The following is a 15,725-nucleotide window of genomic DNA, read 5'->3' on the forward strand; positions in this document are numbered from 1 at the left end:
CGCGCAGCGATGGGGCAGGGCCCGCGCCGCGGGGAAGGCTAGGTGCCTGCCGCCTGGGAGAGGGCCGCTCCCGCAGCGGGACGCGGCTGCGGCGGGCGCAGCGCCTCGTGGCGCCCGGCCTCCGGGGCGCGCGACGCGGGCGGGGCCGGCACGCAGGCGGCGAGCTCGAAGATCAGGCCCTGCCGCAGCTCGCCCGGAGTCGGGCGAAGCCGCCCGATGTCGAAGCACTCGAGCAGCGCCGCCAGCAGCGCCAGCCCGCCGCCGAGCATCTCGCGGCGGTTCTCCTTCAGACCCGCCAGTTCCAGCGCCGCGGCGCTGCCCGCCTCGATGCAGCGCTCGACGCACCAGTGCAGGCCGTCAGTCGTGAGCGCTCCGTCCGTGACGCCCTGGGCCGAGAGCAGTTGCGACACCGTATGGACGGTGCCTGAGGAGCCGAGCGCCTCGTCCCGGTCGCCGGACGCGAACGCATCCCGGGCCCCGCGCAGCGCGGCCTCGGCCGCCGCCTGCGCGGCGCGGAAGCCCGCGCGCGTGAAGCGGCCCGACGGGAAGAAGCGCGCCGAGAGGTTGCCGCAGCCGATCGGGAAGGACTCGGCGCGCAGCGCGGTGCGGCCCTCGCCGAGGATCATCTCGGTCGACCTGCCGCCGATGTCGACGACGAGGCGCCGCCGGCCCTCCGCCGGGCTCAGGCCCGCGACGCCCGCATAGATCAGCCGCGCCTCCTCGTGCCCGGAGATCACCTCGATCGGGTGGCCGAGCACGCCCGTCCCCGCCTGCAGGAAGGCCTCGCGGTTGACGGCTTCCCGCAGGGCCTGCGTCGCGACGGCGCGCACCTGGCGGCAGCCGAAGTCCTCGATCCGCCGCGCGAAGCGCTCCAGGCAGGCGAGGCCGCGCTGCATCGCGGCCTCGGCGAGCACCCCCCGCGGGTCGAGCCCGCAGCCGAGCAGGACCGACTCCTTGAGCGTCTCGAGATGCCGGTAGCGCCCGCCCTCGAAGCGCGCGATCTCGAGGCGGAAGCTGTTCGAGCCGAGGTCGACCGCCGCGATCGGGCCGGTGGCGGATGCGGATCGGATCGCCTCCAGCGAGGGGAAGCACAGCGCGTTGTCCCGGGTCATAGCCTTCCATTGTGGAACGCGTTCGATGGCGGCCGGGTGACAGCCGGGATGCTGTGCGTCGCCATCCTGCGGGCACAAACATGTAAGTATGCGCTCGCATCCTTGCGGCGTTTTGGATTGCCGTGTCGTGGGCCCACTCGAACGGGGGGTGCTCCGGGACAAGCGCGCGAGCGGGAGGCCTGTCCCGCGTGCGCGCTGCCGGCCCGCGGGCCGGGCGGCGGCGGCGCTCAGTCCCGCTCGGGGGCGATCGATTCGGCGTAGTCGTACAGCGCGCCGAGGATCTCCTCGCCGCGCTCGTCGGCCGTCTCGCTGAGCTGGTCGATGCGCTCGAAGAACGCGCCGAGCGTGCGCGCGCCGCCCGCGCCGTCGTGCAGCCGCGCCGCGCAGTGCGCGGTCCAGCGCGCCAGCTCCTGGTCGGTCAGGGTGTCGGGGAAGTTGCGGGCGCGGTAGCGGAACAGCAGCTCGCCGAGGCGCGGGTCGTCGAAATCGGGATGCGTCGCGGCGAGCGCGTCCGGCGACAGTCCGCGCAGCCGCGCGAGCCGCTGGCGGTCCGGGTCGTCGAGGAAGCAGCCGTAGAGGTCCTCGTCCACGTCGGTGGCGGCGTCCCGCTCGGGGCTGGCGAACACCTCGGGCCAGATGCCGGCCATGCGGAAGCCCTGGTCGCGCGCCGTCTCTGCGTGCCGCAGCGCCTGCTCGACGTCGAGCCCCCACTTCGCGGCCATCGCGGGGCTGAGCGTCTTCAGGTTGCTGATCACCACGGGGCTGCGGTTAACGTGGATGGTCTTGATCGGCAGCCGGCCCGTGCCCTGCGGCAGCTCCTCGGTGCGGGTGAACATGCGCAGCCGGATCTCGTCGGCGTTCAGCCCGAGCAGTTCGGCCGGGTCGTGCGCCAGGTCCCAGACGATGAGCTCGTTGCGGTTGGTCGGATGCGGCGCGAGCGGCCACACCAGCGCGATGCAGCCGCGCTCGACGCCGTACATGCCCGAGACGTGCAGGAAGGGCCGCCCGACGCCGATCTCCTGGATCACCGCCTTCTTGCTGCGCAGCCTCAGGCAGAAGTCGAACAGCTTCGGCTGGCGCTGCTTCAGCAGTCGCGCCAGCGCGATCGTCGCGCGCACGTCCGACAACGCGTCGTGCGCCGCGTCGTGCGCGAGCCCGTTGGCGGCGCTCAGGTGCTCGAGCTTGAAGGACGGGCGCCCGTCCGCGTGCCGCGGCCACTCGATGCCCTCGGGCCGCAGCGCCCACGCGCAGCGCACCGTGTCGAGCAGGTCCCAGCGGCCGCAGTCGTTCTGCCACTCGCGCGCGTAGGGGTCGATCAGGTTGCGCCAGAACAGGAAGCGCGTGACCTCGTCGTCGAAGCGCAGGCTGTTGTAGCCGACGCCGATCGTGCCCGGTGCGGCGAGCTCGCGGTGGATCGCCGCGGCGAAGGCGTGCTCGGGCAGGCCGCGCTCGAGGCAGGTCTGCGGCAGGATGCCGGTGAGCAGGCAGCTCTCGGGGTCGGGGAGCGTGTCGGGCGCGGGCCGGCAGTAGTGCATCAGCGGCGGGCCGATCTCGTTGAGCTCGGCGTCGGTGCGGATGCCGGCGAACTGCGCAGGGCGGTCGCGGCGCGGCACGGTGCCGAAGGTCTCGTAGTCGTGCCAGAAAAACTGAAGGGTGCTCATGACGGCGATGCTAAGCCTTCGCCGCATTCGCGAGCCCCGACGCCGGCAGATCCGGCCGTCGCCGCGCCCTCGGCGCTGCGGCATCCCGTTACATCATCGGCAGGCGCCTCGCTTGAAAATGCCCGGGCCGTCGCCACATCTTCCGGACGCTCATCATCCCGGCGCCGCGGGCAGGGTGGCGTCGTCACTGCCGCACTGCCGATGCTGCGGGAAGCGCAGCCGAGGCCACCGCCGCACGGCATCCCCGGATCCGCTTCCCTTGCACCAGCGTCCGACGCCCTTTCCGAGCACGAAGCCATGGACCTCACCGCCGTCGCCGCTTCCCCGGCCCTCAACGAGAACACGCTGCACCGCGTCCGCAGCCTGAACGCGGCCGACGGGGTCGGCGAGTTGGGCCTGTACCGTGACAGCCCGCGCCGCCGCTCGATGCGCGAGCTGCTGGAGGCCTCCGCCTCCACCGGCGCCACCGTGACGATCGAGTACTACAAGAAGGACTTCTCTCCCCGGGTCATGCGCTGCCGCGTGCGCCCCGGCGAGGACCGCACCTGCCGCTACGTCACGGTCTGGGACCTGCAGGCCGCAGGCTACCGGCGCGTGTGCCTCGATAACGTGGTCCGCATCACGGTGGATCCCCTGATCTGAGGCCGGGCTGCCGCGGCCCCATCGCCTGCATGCGCACGGGGCTGCCGGCACTTTCCTGCAATGCCGCGGAGAGAGAAGCCGCAGACATGGACAGAGCGCCGGGTTCCCGCATCCTGCTCGTGGACCTCGAGGCCACCTGCGACGCGCCGCACCAGCTCGACCCGATGGAGACCGATCGAGATCGGCGCGGTGCTCGTCGATGGCGGCACGCTCGGGATCATCGACGAGTACCAGGGCTTCGTGCGGCCGCTCGTGCATCCGCGGCTGAGCGATTTCTGCATCGGGCTCACCGGAATCCGGCAGTCCACCGTGGACGCCGCGCCCCCGTTTGCCGAGGCCGCCGCCCGCTTCGGGGACTGGCTTCACCACCGCTCGGCGGGCTGCAGCCGCCCGCTCGCCTGGTGGGGCTCCTGGGGCCGCTACGACCGGCTCCAGCTCGAGCGCGACTGCGCCAGGACCGGCACGCCCCTGCCCGTGCGCGCGCCGCACATCAACGTGAAGGAGGAGTTCGCGGCGTGGCGGGGCGTGAAGGTGCAGGGGCTGGCCAAGGCCGTGGACCGGGTCGGCCTGCGCTTCGAGGGGCAGCTCCATTGCGGGCTCGACGACGCCCGCATGGTCGCGCGGGTGCTGCAGCGCATGCTCGCCGACGCCCCGTAGCCCCGGCTCAGCGCAGGGTGCGCAGGTAGGCCAGCAGATCCGCCATGCGCTTCTCGTCGCGGATGCCGTGGAAGCGCATCCTGGTGCCCGGCACGACCGCCCCGGGATCCCTCAGGAAGGCCGCCAGGTTTTCCTCGGACCAGACGAGGCCCGACTTCCCGAGCGCCGGGGAATAGGCGTAGTCGCCCGTCGAGGCCGCCCGCCGGCCGACGATCCCGTTGAGATGCGGGCCGAACCCACTCCGGGCCGAGGGCCCGACCTTGTGGCAGGAGGCGCACCGGGAGGCGAAGAGCGCCTTGCCGGCCGCCGCATCGCCGGGCGCCGCATGCACCGGAGCCCCGAGGGCCGGTGCGAGGGCGAGGGCAAGGACAAGGGCGCTTCTCATCTTCGGAAGGGGCGGGAGGTGGGGCGGGAAGGGGCGCAGTAGACCACGGAACCGCGGCACCCGCGCCGGGAGCCCGTCGCCGCGCTGCCGGCAGGAGGGCGGCCTGCGGGAGCGCCTGCGCGGCCGTCGCGCTTATGCTGTGGAGCCCTCGACTCCCCGGACCGCTCGATGATGGCGATCGCTCCCTCGCGATGGATGCGGCGGCTGCCGGCCCACGGGCTCAGCGGCATCGCGGTGGCGCTGGGCATCGGCGCGGTTCACCTGCTGTTCTCGGTGCTCGCCGGCGGCCTTGCCGCGCAGCTGGCCACGAGCGGCGCGGTCCTCGCGAGCCTCGCCGACCTGCCCAACCCCGTGCACCGGGTCTGGCGCCGCGTGTCGGCCGCCGCGCTGCTCGGTTGCGCCTCGGCGCTCGCGGTGATGCTGCTGCGCCCCCTGCCGCTGGCGCTCGGCGCCGGCATCGCCGCGATCGCCTTCGTCGCCACGATGACGCTGGCCTGGGGGCCGCGCGCCGGGCCGGTCTCCTTCGCCCCGATCCTCGCGCTGCTCTTCACGATGGCCCTGCCGGTGTCCGCTCCGGGCTCGGCGGCGACGCTGGCGGGGTGGAACCTGCTGGGCGCGCTGGCCTACCTGGCGTGGTCCCTGGCCGCCAATGCCCTGCTGCAGCGGCGTTACCGCAGCCTCGCGCTGGCCTCGGCGCTGCAGGCCGCGGCGCAGCTGCTGAGGTCCCGTGCCGCGCTGCTGGAGGAGCGGGAGCGCGGGCACGGCGGCACCGGGCGCCTGCGGGCCTGGATCGGCGACGAGGCGCGCCTGGCGGAGCGGCTGCAATCGGCCCGCGACCTGGTGTTCGCCGCGCCGGACACGCCGCGCGCCCGGCGCGAGACCGCGCTGCTGCTGCATGCGATCGAGCTGCGCGACCGCCTGCTGGCGAGCCGGCTCGATCTCGAGCTGCTCGGCGCGGACGCCACGGCCCGGCTCCTGCGCGAGCGCCTCGCCTCCGGCCTGCGCCAGCTGGCCCTCGCGCTCGACGCCGCCGAAGACGCGCTGCGCGCGGGCAGTCCTGCGCTGCCGGCCGACGATGCGCTGCTCGCGGTGGACCCGCTGCTCGCCGCGGCCCGCCTTCCGCAGGACGACCCCCGCACCCGGCTGCTGCCCGCGCTGGAGGAGCGGCTGCAGCATCTGGCCGAAAGCGTGGCGGCCGTCCACGCCCTGCTGCGCGGCGAGGAGCCGCAGCTCGCGCTGTCGTGGCCCGAGCTGCAGTTGTTCGTCGCGCCCGAGGGCTGGCCTCCGCGGGCGCTGCTCGCCCACCTCTCGCCGGGCTCCCCGGTCTTGCGCCACGCGGTGCGCGCGGCGCTCGCGCTCGGCGCCGCCTACTTCATCGCGCTGCTGCTGCCCTGGACCGCGCATCCCCACTGGCTGGTGATCAGCGTCGCGGTGGTGCTGCGCGGCAGTCTGGAGCAGACCCTGTCGCGGCGCGACGCCCGGGTGCTCGGCACGGCGCTCGGCTGCCTGTTCGTGCTGTGGCTGGCGCACGTGCCGTCGCCGCTGCTGCTGAACCTCGTCTTCCTCGCCAGCGTCGGCATCGCGCACGGCTACGTCACGGTGCGCTATCTGGTGACCTCCGCGGCCGTCACGGTGATGGCGCTGCTGCAGACCCATCTGCTCGACCCCGGCGCGGGCTTTCCGATCGGCGAGCGCCTGGCCGACACGCTGCTCGGGGCGCTGCTCGCCTGGGGCTTCAGCTACGTGCTGCCCTCCTGGGAGCGGCGCACGCTGCCGCAGGCGACCGGGCAGGCCCTGCAGGCGCTGCAGGACTACGCGCGGCAGGTGCTGCTGCCCGGGCCCGACGGCGCGGTGGCGCAGCGGCTCGCGCGGCGCCGGGCGTACGACGCGCTCGGCGCGCTGGCCGCCGCCGTCGAGCGCAGCGCGGTCGAGCCGAGGCGTGTGCGTCCGCCGGTCAGGGAGCTCTCCCTCCTGCTGGATCACGCGCAGAGCCTGATGGCCCACCTGTCGGCGATCCGCCTGCTGCTGCTGCGCCATCGCGTGGACGTGGCGCAGCCGCAGGCGGCGCAGGCCTTGCACGAGGGCGCCCGCGCGCTGCAGGCGGCGCTCGCGCTGCCTGCCTTCTCCGGGGACACGGCCGCGCCGGCGGCGGGGCCGGACAGCGCCGTTCCCGAGCGGCCGCCGGTGCAGGACGCCTTGCCCTGGCTGCAGCGACGGCTGGAGATCGCCCTCCAGGACGGGCTCCGGGCGAGGCTCGCGGCGTGCGACGCGCTGGCGCGACTCGGCGCCGAGGCCGGCACGACGCCCGCGCGCGGAGCCTCCTGAGCGGGGCGCTGCCGCGTCCCGCGCCGCTCAGCCCATCTCCGCGCGGGGCAGCGGCGGGTTGATCGTCAGTTCCTGCCGCAATTCGCCGATGCTGCCCAGCGGGGCGTAGGGGACGCCGGAGGCGGCCAGGCTGCGGTCCAGATCCTTCGGGATGAAGCGCACCAGCGCGTAGACCTTGTCGGCCTTCTTGACGATGTCGCCGGCGTGCTTGGCCTTGTCGGGCGAGCCGAAGCGCAGGTGGTACTTCTGCCCGAAATCGGCGCGCAGCTTGTGCTGGTCGCGCGGCAGCAGGCCGAACACCAGCACCGTGGGCTTGGGCAGCTCGCTCGCCCCCCGCGCGGTGCGCTGCGGCAGCGCGTCGAGCGGCGTGTGCTGCCAGGCGTAGGGGTCGGACGGCGGGGGCTCGTCGTCGATCTCCCGCTCGCCGGCCGCCGGCGGGAGCGGGCCGCCGGGATGCTTGGCCAGCGCCCCGGGCGGCGAGGGATGCGGCCGTGCCGGCGCCGCCTCGGCGGCATCCCTCGGGACCCGGCGCTCCCCCTGCGCCGGCCCGGCAGCCACGGCGGGGCGAGACACGGCCTGCGGCGCTTCCTGGGCGGGCCGGCGCGGCGGCATCGCGGACGCCAGCGCATCGCGCAGGGCGGCCTGGACCTCGGGCTGGCGCAGCACATCGCTGAGCAAGCCGGCCAGGGCCTTCGTCAGGACGGAGCGGAACGCATCGGCGAGCGCGCCGGCCCCGAGGGTCGCGAGCGCGTCGGCCGTGGCCGGGGCCGCAGCCTCCGCCGTCGTCACAGCGGGAGTGTCCGCCGGCTGCAGCGCGGATGCGGGCGCCGGCTCGGAAGCCGCGACGGCGGGCGATGCCGCAGGGGCAGGAACTGCGGCCGGCGTTGCCGCGATGTCCCCCGGGGGGCCGGAAGGTCGTGCCGAAGCGGCCTCCGTACCCGTCCCCATCCCGTCTGCGGAGGCCGCCTCCGCCGCGGGCGGCCGCTGCAGCGCGGGCGCGGACGAGGGCTCGGAGAACAGCCCGGCCTGCGGTTCACCGGTTGCCGCCGCCCCAGACGCCTCCTCGCCGCCGGGGCCGGGCGCCGGCTCCGGCGCTGCGGCCGGCGGGGCCGCTTCCTGCGCCTCGCCGCGGCCCGCTTCCGGGGCCGCCGCAGGCAGGGCGGCGCGGAGCTTCTCGATCTCCGCCTCGAGGCGTCCCTCGCTGGACATCCAGGTCGGGTTGTAGTCGGGGCCGATCTCCCGCTGGCGGTGCTTGGGCAGCACGTACTGCGCGAGCGCGAGCGCCTTGTTCTTCGTGAGCCTGCTGCCGTTGCGCTCGGCGGCGAGCATGAGCATTGCCGCCTCGCGTATCAGAAGGTCCATTTCCTCCGCGTTCCAGCGCAGGCGGGGTGCCTTTTGATGAGGGTTCTGAGGCAATGGCATGAACGGCTTCTCTGACTGATGCGGGTGGCGATAGTCTAAATCGCAGCCGGGGAGCCGGGCGCAGGGGCGGCGGCCCTGATTTCCCGCAGGTCCGCGCACTGTCGCAGACCCCGCGTCCGATGCGTGGATCCCGGGGCGATCCGGTGGCTCGATGAATGAGCCATCGACGCGAATCCGCACGGCGCGCGGCGGGGATTGCGCAAGGGAGGCCGCTGCCGGACCCGGCCGCCCCTGGCCGCAGCGCCCTCAGCCCCGCTGCGCCGCCGAGATCGCCTCGAGCAGTTCCTCGTCCGACAGCGCATCCTCCCAGCCGTGCGGCAGCTCGACGCGCACGCTCGTCTCGCCGCCGCTCGGGGTGCACACCACCGGCACCTTGCCGTCCCCGTCCGCGAGGCGCTCCGCGGCGGCCTCGGCTGCGGCGCCGCTCGCGCTCGAGAGCGCCTGCACGCATGTCCAGCGCACGTTCGAATCGTCCTGTACCTCACGCTGCTTCAAGAGGGTCTCCTCGTGTCGGGTTGTCATCCGCAGCGGATGGGGCAAGATGCTTGCCGCCACGGTCCGCAGGGGCCGCCGCAGAGACGGGCGCCGGAATTGCCGGCATCGGGCTCCGCGCCTGCCGGCCGCCGTCCCGGACCGCGTCCCGTCCCTCGTTGCGAAAGGAAACCATGAAGAAGTCGTTCGCCGTCCCCCTGGCCTTGGCCGTCCTCGGCTGCGCCACCGCCTTCGCCGCCGGCGCCCCTGGCGCGGCCACCACTGCCACTACCACCACCACCGCAACAGCTACCGCCACCGCCACCGAAACCCTGCCGTCCGGCGTGGTGGTGGAGCACCTGAAGACGGGGCAGGGCGCCTCGCCCTCGGCCACCGACGTCGTGAGGGTGCACTACCGCGGCACGCTCGAGAACGGCACCGAGTTCGACAGCTCCTTCAAGCGCAACGAGCCGGCGACCTTCCCGCTCAACCGCGTCATCCCCTGCTGGACGCAGGGCGTGCAGAAGATGAAGGTCGGCGGCAAGGCGCGCCTGACCTGCCCCAGCGACACCGCCTACGGCCCGCGCGGCGCGGGCGGGCTGATCCCGCCCAACGCGAAGCTGACTTTCGAGGTCGAACTGCTGGACATCCGGAAGTAGCGCCTGCGTCGGCGGTGCGGCACTCCCGTCCCGCCTCCTTGCAGGGGTGAGCGCACGCCGCGGCGTAGAAGGGTTAAACTTAGTCGACTAAGATGAAGCGTTGCAGTTCCCGGCAGTCCGGGGCCTGCCCTGAAGGAGACGAACGCATGGCCGACATCGACCCGAACCCGCCGCAGCTCTCGTGGACGGATGCATTGCTGCTCGGCTACGCGCCGATGGACGAGGACCACCAGGAGTTCGTCGAGCTCGTCGAAGCGATGCAGAAGGCGGCCGACGGCGAGTTGCCGGCGCTCGTCGAGGCCTTCGCCGCACATGCGAAGGCGCATTTCGAGGCCGAGAACGCCTGGATGGTCGAGACCGACTTCCCGGCACGCGACTGCCACATCGACGAGCATGCCGCGGTGCTGCGCTCGGTGGAGCAGGTGCGGCAGCGCCTCGCGGGCGGCGACTTCGCGATCGCGCGCAGGCTGGCCGCCGAGCTCGCCGGCTGGTTCCCCGGCCATGCCGACTACCTCGACTCGGCGCTGGCGCACTGGATGTGCAAGCGCCGCCTCGGCGGCAAGCCGGTCGTGATCCGGCGCGACATCGGCGCCGCGCCGCGCGCGCAGGCCCCGGTCCCGGCTCCGTTCTCCTGAGCGCGGCCCGGGCATGCAGCGTCCGCGCCGATGCGGCATCATCCCGCCCCTCGCGCCCCCCACCCCCGGCGGGACGCGTCCCGGAGTTCCCGTGTCCAACGAATCCCAGACCCCCAACCAGCGCCGTGCGCGCCGCAAGCTGCCGCACCGCTTCGCCCCGGTGGCGTTCGCCTTCTACATGGCGGGCATCGTCGCCTTCATGATGAGCCTGGTGCTCACCGCGCTCAACGGCGGCATCGGTCCCGACTACGCATGGCGCGTGCTCCGGGCCTACCTGTATGCGCTGCCGGTCGGCTTCGGCTGCGTGATGCTGGTGCGCCCGCTCGTCCTGCGGCTCGTGGCGCTGACGGTCGAGCCGCCCGGCCGGCCCTGAAGGCCCGGGGCGGGTGCCGCTGCCGCCTTCAGGCCTCGGCGTCCTTCGCGCCGGTGAAGGAGGCGTCGCGCGCGAGGTTGTCGATCATCCTCAGCAGCGTGCGCCGCGTCGTCTCGACGTCGGCCTCCGGCACGCCCTCCAGCGCGATCGCGTTGACCTCCTCGGCCAGCGGCACGAGCCGCTGTTTCAGCTCCTTGCCCAGCGGCGTGAGGTGCACGTAGACGTACTTGCGGTTGTCGGGCCGCTGCTCGAGCGTGACGTAGCCGAGCTGCTCCATGCTGCGCAGCGCGACGAAGGTGGTGGGCTCCATCACGCCGGCCTCGATGCTGAGCTCGCGCTTCGTGAGCCCGTCGCGCTCCCACAGGATGCGCAGGAAGGTCCAGTGCCCCATCTGCACGTTGTGCTCGGCGAGCCGCGTCTGCAGCGCGCGCAGGAAGCCGCGCGTCGCATCCTTGACCAGGTGCGCCATGCGGTCGTTGGGCACCGCCTCGTGCCAGTGGCGCAGCACGCGGTGGGCGATCTCGAGGTCTCGCTTGGGGGACGTCTTGGCCACGGAGGGGGTCTGCAGGAGGGTCACGAAGTCCTCATTTTCGCAAAGACACCTGCCGCACGAGTTCCACGTCGCGGCCTTCGCGGGCCGACTCCAGCATCGCGAGGCAGACCTCCAGCGTCGCGCGCGCCCAGGGGCCGTCGTGGATCGGGGGGCGGCCCTGCTGCACGGCGGCGACCAGCTCGTCGATGACCTCGAAGCGCGGCACCGCCGGCGCCGGCAGCGGCTCGCGCCGGCGCTCGGCGTCGCCGTAGACCCAGACCGCGTCCGGCAGCGGACGCACGTCGCCGCGCTCGCAGGAGACCACGAGCGGCCCGAAATGCTGGTGCGCCGGGTTCGGGGCCGCGACGGTCGGCGGCCGGTAGGCCGGGCCGCCGTAGGTGCCCCGCGCCTTCAGCCGCGCCTCCTCGTCGGCCGACTGCACCTGGCCCAGGCGCCTGCGCGCCTGGCCGTGGTCGTCCGGGTTCTTGGACGCGCCCATCTCGCCGATCCAGCCGCACCACTCGTCGGAGTCGAAGTGCCCGTAGCCGCTGTAGGTGAGCGAGGCGAAGGCGCCGTCGTCGAACCACAGCATCGCGGTGTAGGCGCCCTCGGTGGGGCGCGAAGGGTCCCACCGGCCCAGCACCGCGCGCACGCGGGTGGCGCGGCTGCCGGCGAGCAGCCGCACCACGTCGACCTGGTGCGCGGCCTGGCTGAAGACCACGCCGCCGCCGTCCTCGGTGCGCAGCTCCTCCGGGCGGCGCGGGCGGTAGAGGAAGTCGGTGTAGTTCAGCGCCTGGATCATCCGCACGCGGCCCAGGTCGCCGCGCTCGATGATCTCGCGCGCCTGCAGGTAGGGCGTGTCGAAGCTGTGGCAGTGGCCGACGATCAGGTGCACGCCGGCGCGATCGCAGGCGTCGATCATCGCGTCGCACTCGTCCATGCTCAGCGCCATCGGCTTCTCGACCAGCACGTGCTTGCCGTGCGCTGCGGCGATGCGGGTCTGCGCGGCATGGAACTGGTGGGGGCTGGCGACGTAGACGGCCTGCACGTCCGGGTGCGCGGCGAGCCGCTCCACGTCGTCGAACACCGGCGCGCCGAAGTCGCGCGCGAACTGCGCGCGCGCTTCCTCGCGCGGATCGCAGGCGGCGACGAGCCGGATGCGCTCGTCGCGCAGGAAGGTCGGCAGCATCAGCGTGAAGGCGCGGCCGAGGCCGGCGACGCCGATGCGCAGCGGTCCGCTCGCGCCCATCACAGGTCCAGCACCAGTTCGCCGGACTTCGCGCGCGACACGCAGATCATGATCTGGTGCCCGGTCTCCTCGGGCATCAGCACCATGTCGCGGTGGTCGGCCTCGCCCTCGAGCAGCCCGGTGCGGCAGGTGCCGCAGGTGCCGCTCTCGCAGGACGAGGCGGTGTTGCAGCCGTGCTCGCGCAGCACCTCGAGGATGGAGCGGCCCACCGGCACCTCGTAGCGCCGGCCGCTCTTCGCCAGGCGCACCGTGAAGGGCCGGTCGTCCGCCTTCACGCCGCCGCCCTCGTTGAAGCTCTCGAAGTGCACGTTCGACGGTGACCAGTGCCCCGACATGTCGCGCACCGACTCCATCAGCCCGCGCGGGCCGCAGCAGTAGATGTGCGCCGTGTTCGGCTTCTCGAGCACCGGCCAGAGGTCGAAGGAGCGGTCCGGGTCGCCGTGGTCGTGGTGGATCCTCACGCGGCCCTTGAACTCGGGCGCGTCCAGATCGTCGAGGAAGGCGGTGGTCTCGGGCGAGCGGGTGAAGTAGTAGAGCTTCCAGGGCGCCGGCGGCAGCTCGCCGAAGGAGCGGATCATCGACAGGATCGGCGTGATGCCGATCCCGCCGGCGATGAAGAGATAACTCCTTGCCTTCTCGACCAGCGGGAAGGCGTTCTCGGGCACCGAGGTCGGCAGCGTGTCGCCCTCGCGCGCCTCGTCGACCAGGCTCACCGAGCCGCCGCGGCCGTTCGCGTCGCGCTTGACGGCGATCACGTAGCGGTGGCGCTCGGCCGGGTCGTTGCACAGCGAGTACTTGCGCAGTGCGCCGTTGGGCACCTGCACCTTGACGTGCGAGCCGGGCGTGAAGGGCGGCAGCTCCGAGCCGTCGGGCTGCACCAGCTCGAAGGAGCGGATGCCGTCGGCCACGTCCCGGATGCGGGCGATGCGCAGTGGCATCTGCGTGTCGGCGTGGGTCTGGATGCTCATGGGGAAGTCTCCCGGGTCAGGCATCGATGCGCAGCGACAGGTCGATCGCGCGCACGTCCTTGGTCAGCTTGCCGATCGAGATGCGATCGACGCCGGTGGTCGCGATGTCGCGGATGGTGCCGAGGTCGACGCCGCCGGAGACCTCCAGCACCGCGCGCCCGCGGTTGAGCGCGAAGGCGGCGCGCATGTCCTCGGGCGTGAAGTCGTCGAGCAGCACGTTCTCGGCGCCGGCCTCCAGCGCCTCCTCGAGCTCGGCCAGGTTCTCGACCTCGATCTGGATGCCGACGCCGGCGTTCAGCGCGCGCGCGGCCTCGAGCGCCGCGCGGATGCCGCCGGTCGCGGCGATGTGGTTCTCCTTGATCAGGATGCCGTCCCACAGCGCCATGCGGTGGTTGCGGCCGCCGCCGACGCGCACCGCGTACTTCTGCGCCTGGCGCAGCCCGGGCAGCGTCTTGCGCGTCTCGAGCACCGCGCAGCCCTTCGGGTTCGGCGACAGGCCCTCGATCGCCTTCACGTACTGGCGCGTGACGGTCGCGACCGAGGACAGCGTCTGCAGGAAGTTCAGCGCGGCGCGCTCGGCGCTCAGCAGCGCGCGGGCGTCCGCCTCGATGCGGCAGACCTCGGTGCCGCGCTCGGCCTGCTGGCCCTCCTCGACGCTCCAGGAGAGCGTCGCGGACGGGTCGAGCGTCTTCACGCAGGCCTCGAACCAGGGGCGGCCGCAGATCACGGCCGTCTCCTTCGCGGTGACGCGGCCCGTCACGCGGCGCCCGGCGGGCACCAGCTGCGCGGTCCAGTCGCCGCGGCCGATGTCCTCCATCAGCGCGTCGCGCACGTTGCGGGCCAGCGCCGCGTCCAGGGTTTCGTTGGTGTCGAACATGGTGAAAGCCTTCTCTAGGGTCTGAACAGCAGGGTCAGCGCGACGCCGCTCAGGAACAGCAGGATCGCGCGCCGGAACAGCGCCTCGCTGAGCCGGTGCCGCAGCCGCTGCCCGATCGCGAGGCCGACGCCCATCGGCAGCAGCGCGAGCGTCGACATCGACAACTCGTGCCAGCCGACGCGCCCCTGCGCCGCCATCGCTCCGTACAGTGCGAGCGCGCCGGCCAGGTAGATCACGCTGATGTGGCGCACGAAGGACTCGCGCGGCAGCCGCAGCGCCGACAGGTAGCTGATGACGATCGGCCCGGTGAGCGACGAGACGCCGCCCATCACGCCCGAGAGCGTGCCCACGCCCACGCTCCACCAGCGCTCGCGCTCCGGCGGCACCGACAGCTTCAGCGGCAGCGCCAGCAGCAGCACCGTCAGCAGCACCGCGCCGCCGACGATCGCGCGCAGCACGTCGTCCGGCAGCGCGAGCGTCACCGGCACGGTCAGCAGCGTCGCCGCCACCAGCGGCACGGCGAGCGGCACGAAGCGGGCCGGGTCGCCGCCCGGCAGGCCGCTGCGCGCCGACTGCCAGGCGTTGGAGACCAGCACCGGCATCATCACCAGCACGATGGCCTGCGTGGCCGGCACGCGGTGCGACAGCAGCGGGACCACGACCAGCGGCAGGCCGATGCCGAGCGTGCCCTTGACGAGCCCGCCGGCGATGAACACGGCCGCCGCCATCGCGAGTTCGGTGCCCGTCACCGCACGCCCCGGCTCACTCGGCCTTGAGGTTGGCGCGCTTGGCCGCCGCCGTCAGGCGGGTCGCCTCGCTCTTCAGCGCGCTCGCGAGCTGCTCGGGCGAGCCGCCGACCGGATCGACGCCCGCGGTCTGCAGCTGCTCGATCACGTCGGGCCGCTTGACGAGCTTGGCGATCTCGGCGCTCACGCGCTCGACCGCCTCCGGCGGCGTGCCGGCCCGGGCGAGCACCGCGACGTTGAAGGCGAAGTCGAAGCCCGCCGCCTTCTCCGCCAGGGTCGGCACCTCCGGCGCCAGCGGCGAGCGCTTGGGCGAGTTGATCGCGATCAGCTTGGCGCGGCCCGACTTGACGAAGCCCATCAGCGAGGGCGGGGACGAGAACACCATGTCGACCTCGCCGCCGATCATCGCCGGCACCGAGTTCGCGCTGCCCTTGAACGGGATGTGGGCGATGTCCAGCCCGAGTTCGCCCTTCATCGCCTCGGCGGTGAGGTGGTGGATGCTGGCGATGCCCGAGGAGCCGTAGTTCAGCTTGCCGGGCTGGGACTTGGCCAGCGCGATGAACTCGTCCAGCGTGTTCGCCTTCACCGCCGGGTTGACGGCGAGGAAGAGGGGCGCCTTGCCGATCAGCGACACCGGCGTGAAGTCCTTCGCCGCATCGTAGGCGACCTTCGCGTTCACCAGCGGCGTGATCGTCAGCAGCGGGCCGTCGGTCACCAGCAGCGTATGCCCGTCGGCCGGCGATTGCGTGACCGTGGCCGCCGCGATGGCGCCGCCTGCGCCGGGCTTGTTCTCGACCACCACCGACTGGCCCAGGGCCTGGGCGAGGTGTGGCGACAGCGCGCGCGCCACCGTGTCGGGCAGCCCGCCGGGCGAGTAGGGCACGATCAGCTTGATCGGCTTCGACGGGAAGGCCTGGGCCTGGGCCAGCGCGGGAAAGGCGATGGCGGCGAACACGGCCGCAGCGGTGCCTGCGAGCTTGAGGCAGAACTTGCGTTTCATCACTTGTCTCC

The 15,725-nt window shown here is 73.3% G+C and carries 17 protein-coding genes; 6 read left to right on the forward strand and 11 right to left on the reverse strand.

What is annotated here, in order from left to right; genetic code table 11:
• Positions 1-38: 38 nt before the first annotated feature.
• Together D3A59_RS12570 and sbcB are read right to left on the reverse strand one after the other, a co-directional pair.
• Positions 39-1,112: a Ppx/GppA family phosphatase gene (locus D3A59_RS12570; RefSeq protein WP_205665188.1), complete on the reverse strand. Its 1,074-nt coding sequence runs from the start codon at positions 1,110-1,112 to the stop codon at positions 39-41.
• Positions 1,113-1,339: 227 nt separating this feature from the next.
• On the reverse strand, positions 1,340-2,773 hold the full coding sequence (gene sbcB, locus D3A59_RS12575) for an exodeoxyribonuclease I (RefSeq protein WP_119155277.1): 1,434 nt from the start codon (positions 2,771-2,773) through the stop codon (positions 1,340-1,342).
• 297 nt (positions 2,774-3,070) lie between these two features.
• Between sbcB and D3A59_RS12580 the strand changes: the two genes are divergently transcribed.
• A complete protein-coding gene (locus D3A59_RS12580; RefSeq protein ID WP_119155278.1) occupies positions 3,071-3,415 on the forward strand; it encodes a hypothetical protein in 345 nt (114 codons plus the stop codon).
• Between the two features lie 60 nt (positions 3,416-3,475).
• Entirely contained in the window at positions 3,476-4,072 is a 597-nt protein-coding gene (locus D3A59_RS12585; protein ID WP_119155279.1) for a 3'-5' exonuclease, read from the forward strand.
• A 7-nt stretch (positions 4,073-4,079) separates the two neighbouring features.
• On the opposite strand, the gene D3A59_RS12590 is transcribed toward D3A59_RS12585, so the two are convergent.
• Positions 4,080-4,457, reverse strand: a complete 378-nt coding sequence (locus tag D3A59_RS12590; RefSeq protein ID WP_119155280.1) for a c-type cytochrome — start codon at positions 4,455-4,457, stop codon at positions 4,080-4,082.
• Between the two features lie 168 nt (positions 4,458-4,625).
• Between D3A59_RS12590 and D3A59_RS12595 the strand changes: the two genes are divergently transcribed.
• The gene (locus D3A59_RS12595) at positions 4,626-6,782 is read left to right on the forward strand and encodes an FUSC family protein (protein WP_119155281.1); all 2,157 of its coding nucleotides are present in this window, start codon (positions 4,626-4,628) and stop codon (positions 6,780-6,782) included.
• Between the two features lie 27 nt (positions 6,783-6,809).
• Here the strand turns inward: D3A59_RS12595 and D3A59_RS25985 are convergent, their stop codons facing one another.
• Positions 6,810-8,144 carry a hypothetical protein gene (locus tag D3A59_RS25985; RefSeq protein ID WP_157991517.1) on the reverse strand — a complete coding sequence of 445 codons (1,335 nt, stop codon included), beginning with the start codon at positions 8,142-8,144 and terminating at the stop codon, positions 6,810-6,812.
• Between the two features lie 306 nt (positions 8,145-8,450).
• Entirely contained in the window at positions 8,451-8,699 is a 249-nt protein-coding gene (locus tag D3A59_RS12605) for a hypothetical protein (protein ID WP_119155283.1), read from the reverse strand.
• A gap of 170 nt (positions 8,700-8,869) precedes the next feature.
• Here D3A59_RS12605 and D3A59_RS12610 point away from each other — a divergent pair, with 170 nt between their 5' ends.
• The 3 genes from D3A59_RS12610 to D3A59_RS12620 all read left to right on the forward strand — a co-directional run bounded on the left by D3A59_RS12610 (position 8,870) and on the right by D3A59_RS12620 (position 10,342).
• The gene (locus tag D3A59_RS12610) at positions 8,870-9,334 is read left to right on the forward strand and encodes an FKBP-type peptidyl-prolyl cis-trans isomerase (RefSeq protein ID WP_119155284.1); all 465 of its coding nucleotides are present in this window, start codon (positions 8,870-8,872) and stop codon (positions 9,332-9,334) included.
• 146 nt (positions 9,335-9,480) lie between these two features.
• Complete coding sequence (locus D3A59_RS12615; protein ID WP_119155285.1) at positions 9,481-9,969, forward strand: hemerythrin domain-containing protein; 489 nt, start codon at positions 9,481-9,483, stop codon at positions 9,967-9,969.
• Between the two features lie 91 nt (positions 9,970-10,060).
• Positions 10,061-10,342 carry a DUF2798 domain-containing protein gene (locus D3A59_RS12620; protein WP_240636046.1) on the forward strand — a complete coding sequence of 94 codons (282 nt, stop codon included), beginning with the start codon at positions 10,061-10,063 and terminating at the stop codon, positions 10,340-10,342.
• A 28-nt stretch (positions 10,343-10,370) separates the two neighbouring features.
• On the opposite strand, the gene D3A59_RS12625 is transcribed toward D3A59_RS12620, so the two are convergent.
• The 6 genes from D3A59_RS12625 to D3A59_RS12650 form a co-directional block, all read right to left on the reverse strand.
• Positions 10,371-10,850, reverse strand: a complete 480-nt coding sequence (locus D3A59_RS12625) for a MarR family winged helix-turn-helix transcriptional regulator (RefSeq protein ID WP_205665189.1) — start codon at positions 10,848-10,850, stop codon at positions 10,371-10,373.
• A 76-nt stretch (positions 10,851-10,926) separates the two neighbouring features.
• Positions 10,927-12,123 carry a Gfo/Idh/MocA family oxidoreductase gene (locus D3A59_RS12630; protein WP_119155287.1) on the reverse strand — a complete coding sequence of 399 codons (1,197 nt, stop codon included), beginning with the start codon at positions 12,121-12,123 and terminating at the stop codon, positions 10,927-10,929.
• A complete protein-coding gene (locus D3A59_RS12635; RefSeq protein ID WP_119155288.1) occupies positions 12,123-13,091 on the reverse strand; it encodes a PDR/VanB family oxidoreductase in 969 nt (322 codons plus the stop codon). Before D3A59_RS12635 ends, D3A59_RS12630 begins: the two co-directional genes overlap by 1 nt.
• Positions 13,092-13,107: 16 nt before the next feature.
• Positions 13,108-13,968 carry a carboxylating nicotinate-nucleotide diphosphorylase gene (gene nadC, locus D3A59_RS12640; protein ID WP_119155289.1) on the reverse strand — a complete coding sequence of 287 codons (861 nt, stop codon included), beginning with the start codon at positions 13,966-13,968 and terminating at the stop codon, positions 13,108-13,110.
• Positions 13,969-13,982: 14 nt separating this feature from the next.
• Positions 13,983-14,717, reverse strand: a complete 735-nt coding sequence (locus D3A59_RS12645) for a sulfite exporter TauE/SafE family protein (RefSeq protein ID WP_157991518.1) — start codon at positions 14,715-14,717, stop codon at positions 13,983-13,985.
• A gap of 13 nt (positions 14,718-14,730) precedes the next feature.
• Positions 14,731-15,714, reverse strand: a complete 984-nt coding sequence (locus D3A59_RS12650) for a Bug family tripartite tricarboxylate transporter substrate binding protein (protein WP_119155291.1) — start codon at positions 15,712-15,714, stop codon at positions 14,731-14,733.
• Between the last annotated feature and the right edge of the window lie 11 nt (positions 15,715-15,725).

The sequence above is a fragment of the Caldimonas tepidiphila genome (assembly GCF_003569765.1).
In the GTDB taxonomy this organism is placed as follows: Bacteria; Pseudomonadota; Gammaproteobacteria; order Burkholderiales; family Burkholderiaceae_C; genus Caldimonas; species Caldimonas tepidiphila.

Excerpts from the sequence above, each read along its gene's own strand:
- D3A59_RS12570 (WP_205665188.1), bottom strand. The coding sequence starts at position 1,112 with ATGACCCGGGACAACGCGCTGTGCTTCCCCTCGCTGGAGGCGATCCGA.
- D3A59_RS12615 (WP_119155285.1), top strand. The coding sequence starts at position 9,481 with ATGGCCGACATCGACCCGAACCCGCCGCAGCTCTCGTGGACGGATGCA.
- D3A59_RS12650 (WP_119155291.1), bottom strand. The coding sequence starts at position 15,714 with ATGAAACGCAAGTTCTGCCTCAAGCTCGCAGGCACCGCTGCGGCCGTG.
- D3A59_RS12610 (WP_119155284.1), top strand. The coding sequence starts at position 8,870 with ATGAAGAAGTCGTTCGCCGTCCCCCTGGCCTTGGCCGTCCTCGGCTGC.
- D3A59_RS12590 (WP_119155280.1), bottom strand. The coding sequence starts at position 4,457 with ATGAGAAGCGCCCTTGTCCTTGCCCTCGCCCTCGCACCGGCCCTCGGG.
- D3A59_RS12580 (WP_119155278.1), top strand. The coding sequence starts at position 3,071 with ATGGACCTCACCGCCGTCGCCGCTTCCCCGGCCCTCAACGAGAACACG.
- D3A59_RS12595 (WP_119155281.1), top strand. The coding sequence starts at position 4,626 with ATGATGGCGATCGCTCCCTCGCGATGGATGCGGCGGCTGCCGGCCCAC.
- D3A59_RS12635 (WP_119155288.1), bottom strand. The coding sequence starts at position 13,091 with ATGAGCATCCAGACCCACGCCGACACGCAGATGCCACTGCGCATCGCC.
- D3A59_RS12630 (WP_119155287.1), bottom strand. The coding sequence starts at position 12,123 with ATGGGCGCGAGCGGACCGCTGCGCATCGGCGTCGCCGGCCTCGGCCGC.
- D3A59_RS25985 (WP_157991517.1), bottom strand. The coding sequence starts at position 8,144 with ATGGACCTTCTGATACGCGAGGCGGCAATGCTCATGCTCGCCGCCGAG.
- sbcB (WP_119155277.1), bottom strand. The coding sequence starts at position 2,773 with ATGAGCACCCTTCAGTTTTTCTGGCACGACTACGAGACCTTCGGCACC.
- D3A59_RS12585 (WP_119155279.1), top strand. The coding sequence starts at position 3,476 with ATGCCGCGGAGAGAGAAGCCGCAGACATGGACAGAGCGCCGGGTTCCC.
- nadC (WP_119155289.1), bottom strand. The coding sequence starts at position 13,968 with ATGTTCGACACCAACGAAACCCTGGACGCGGCGCTGGCCCGCAACGTG.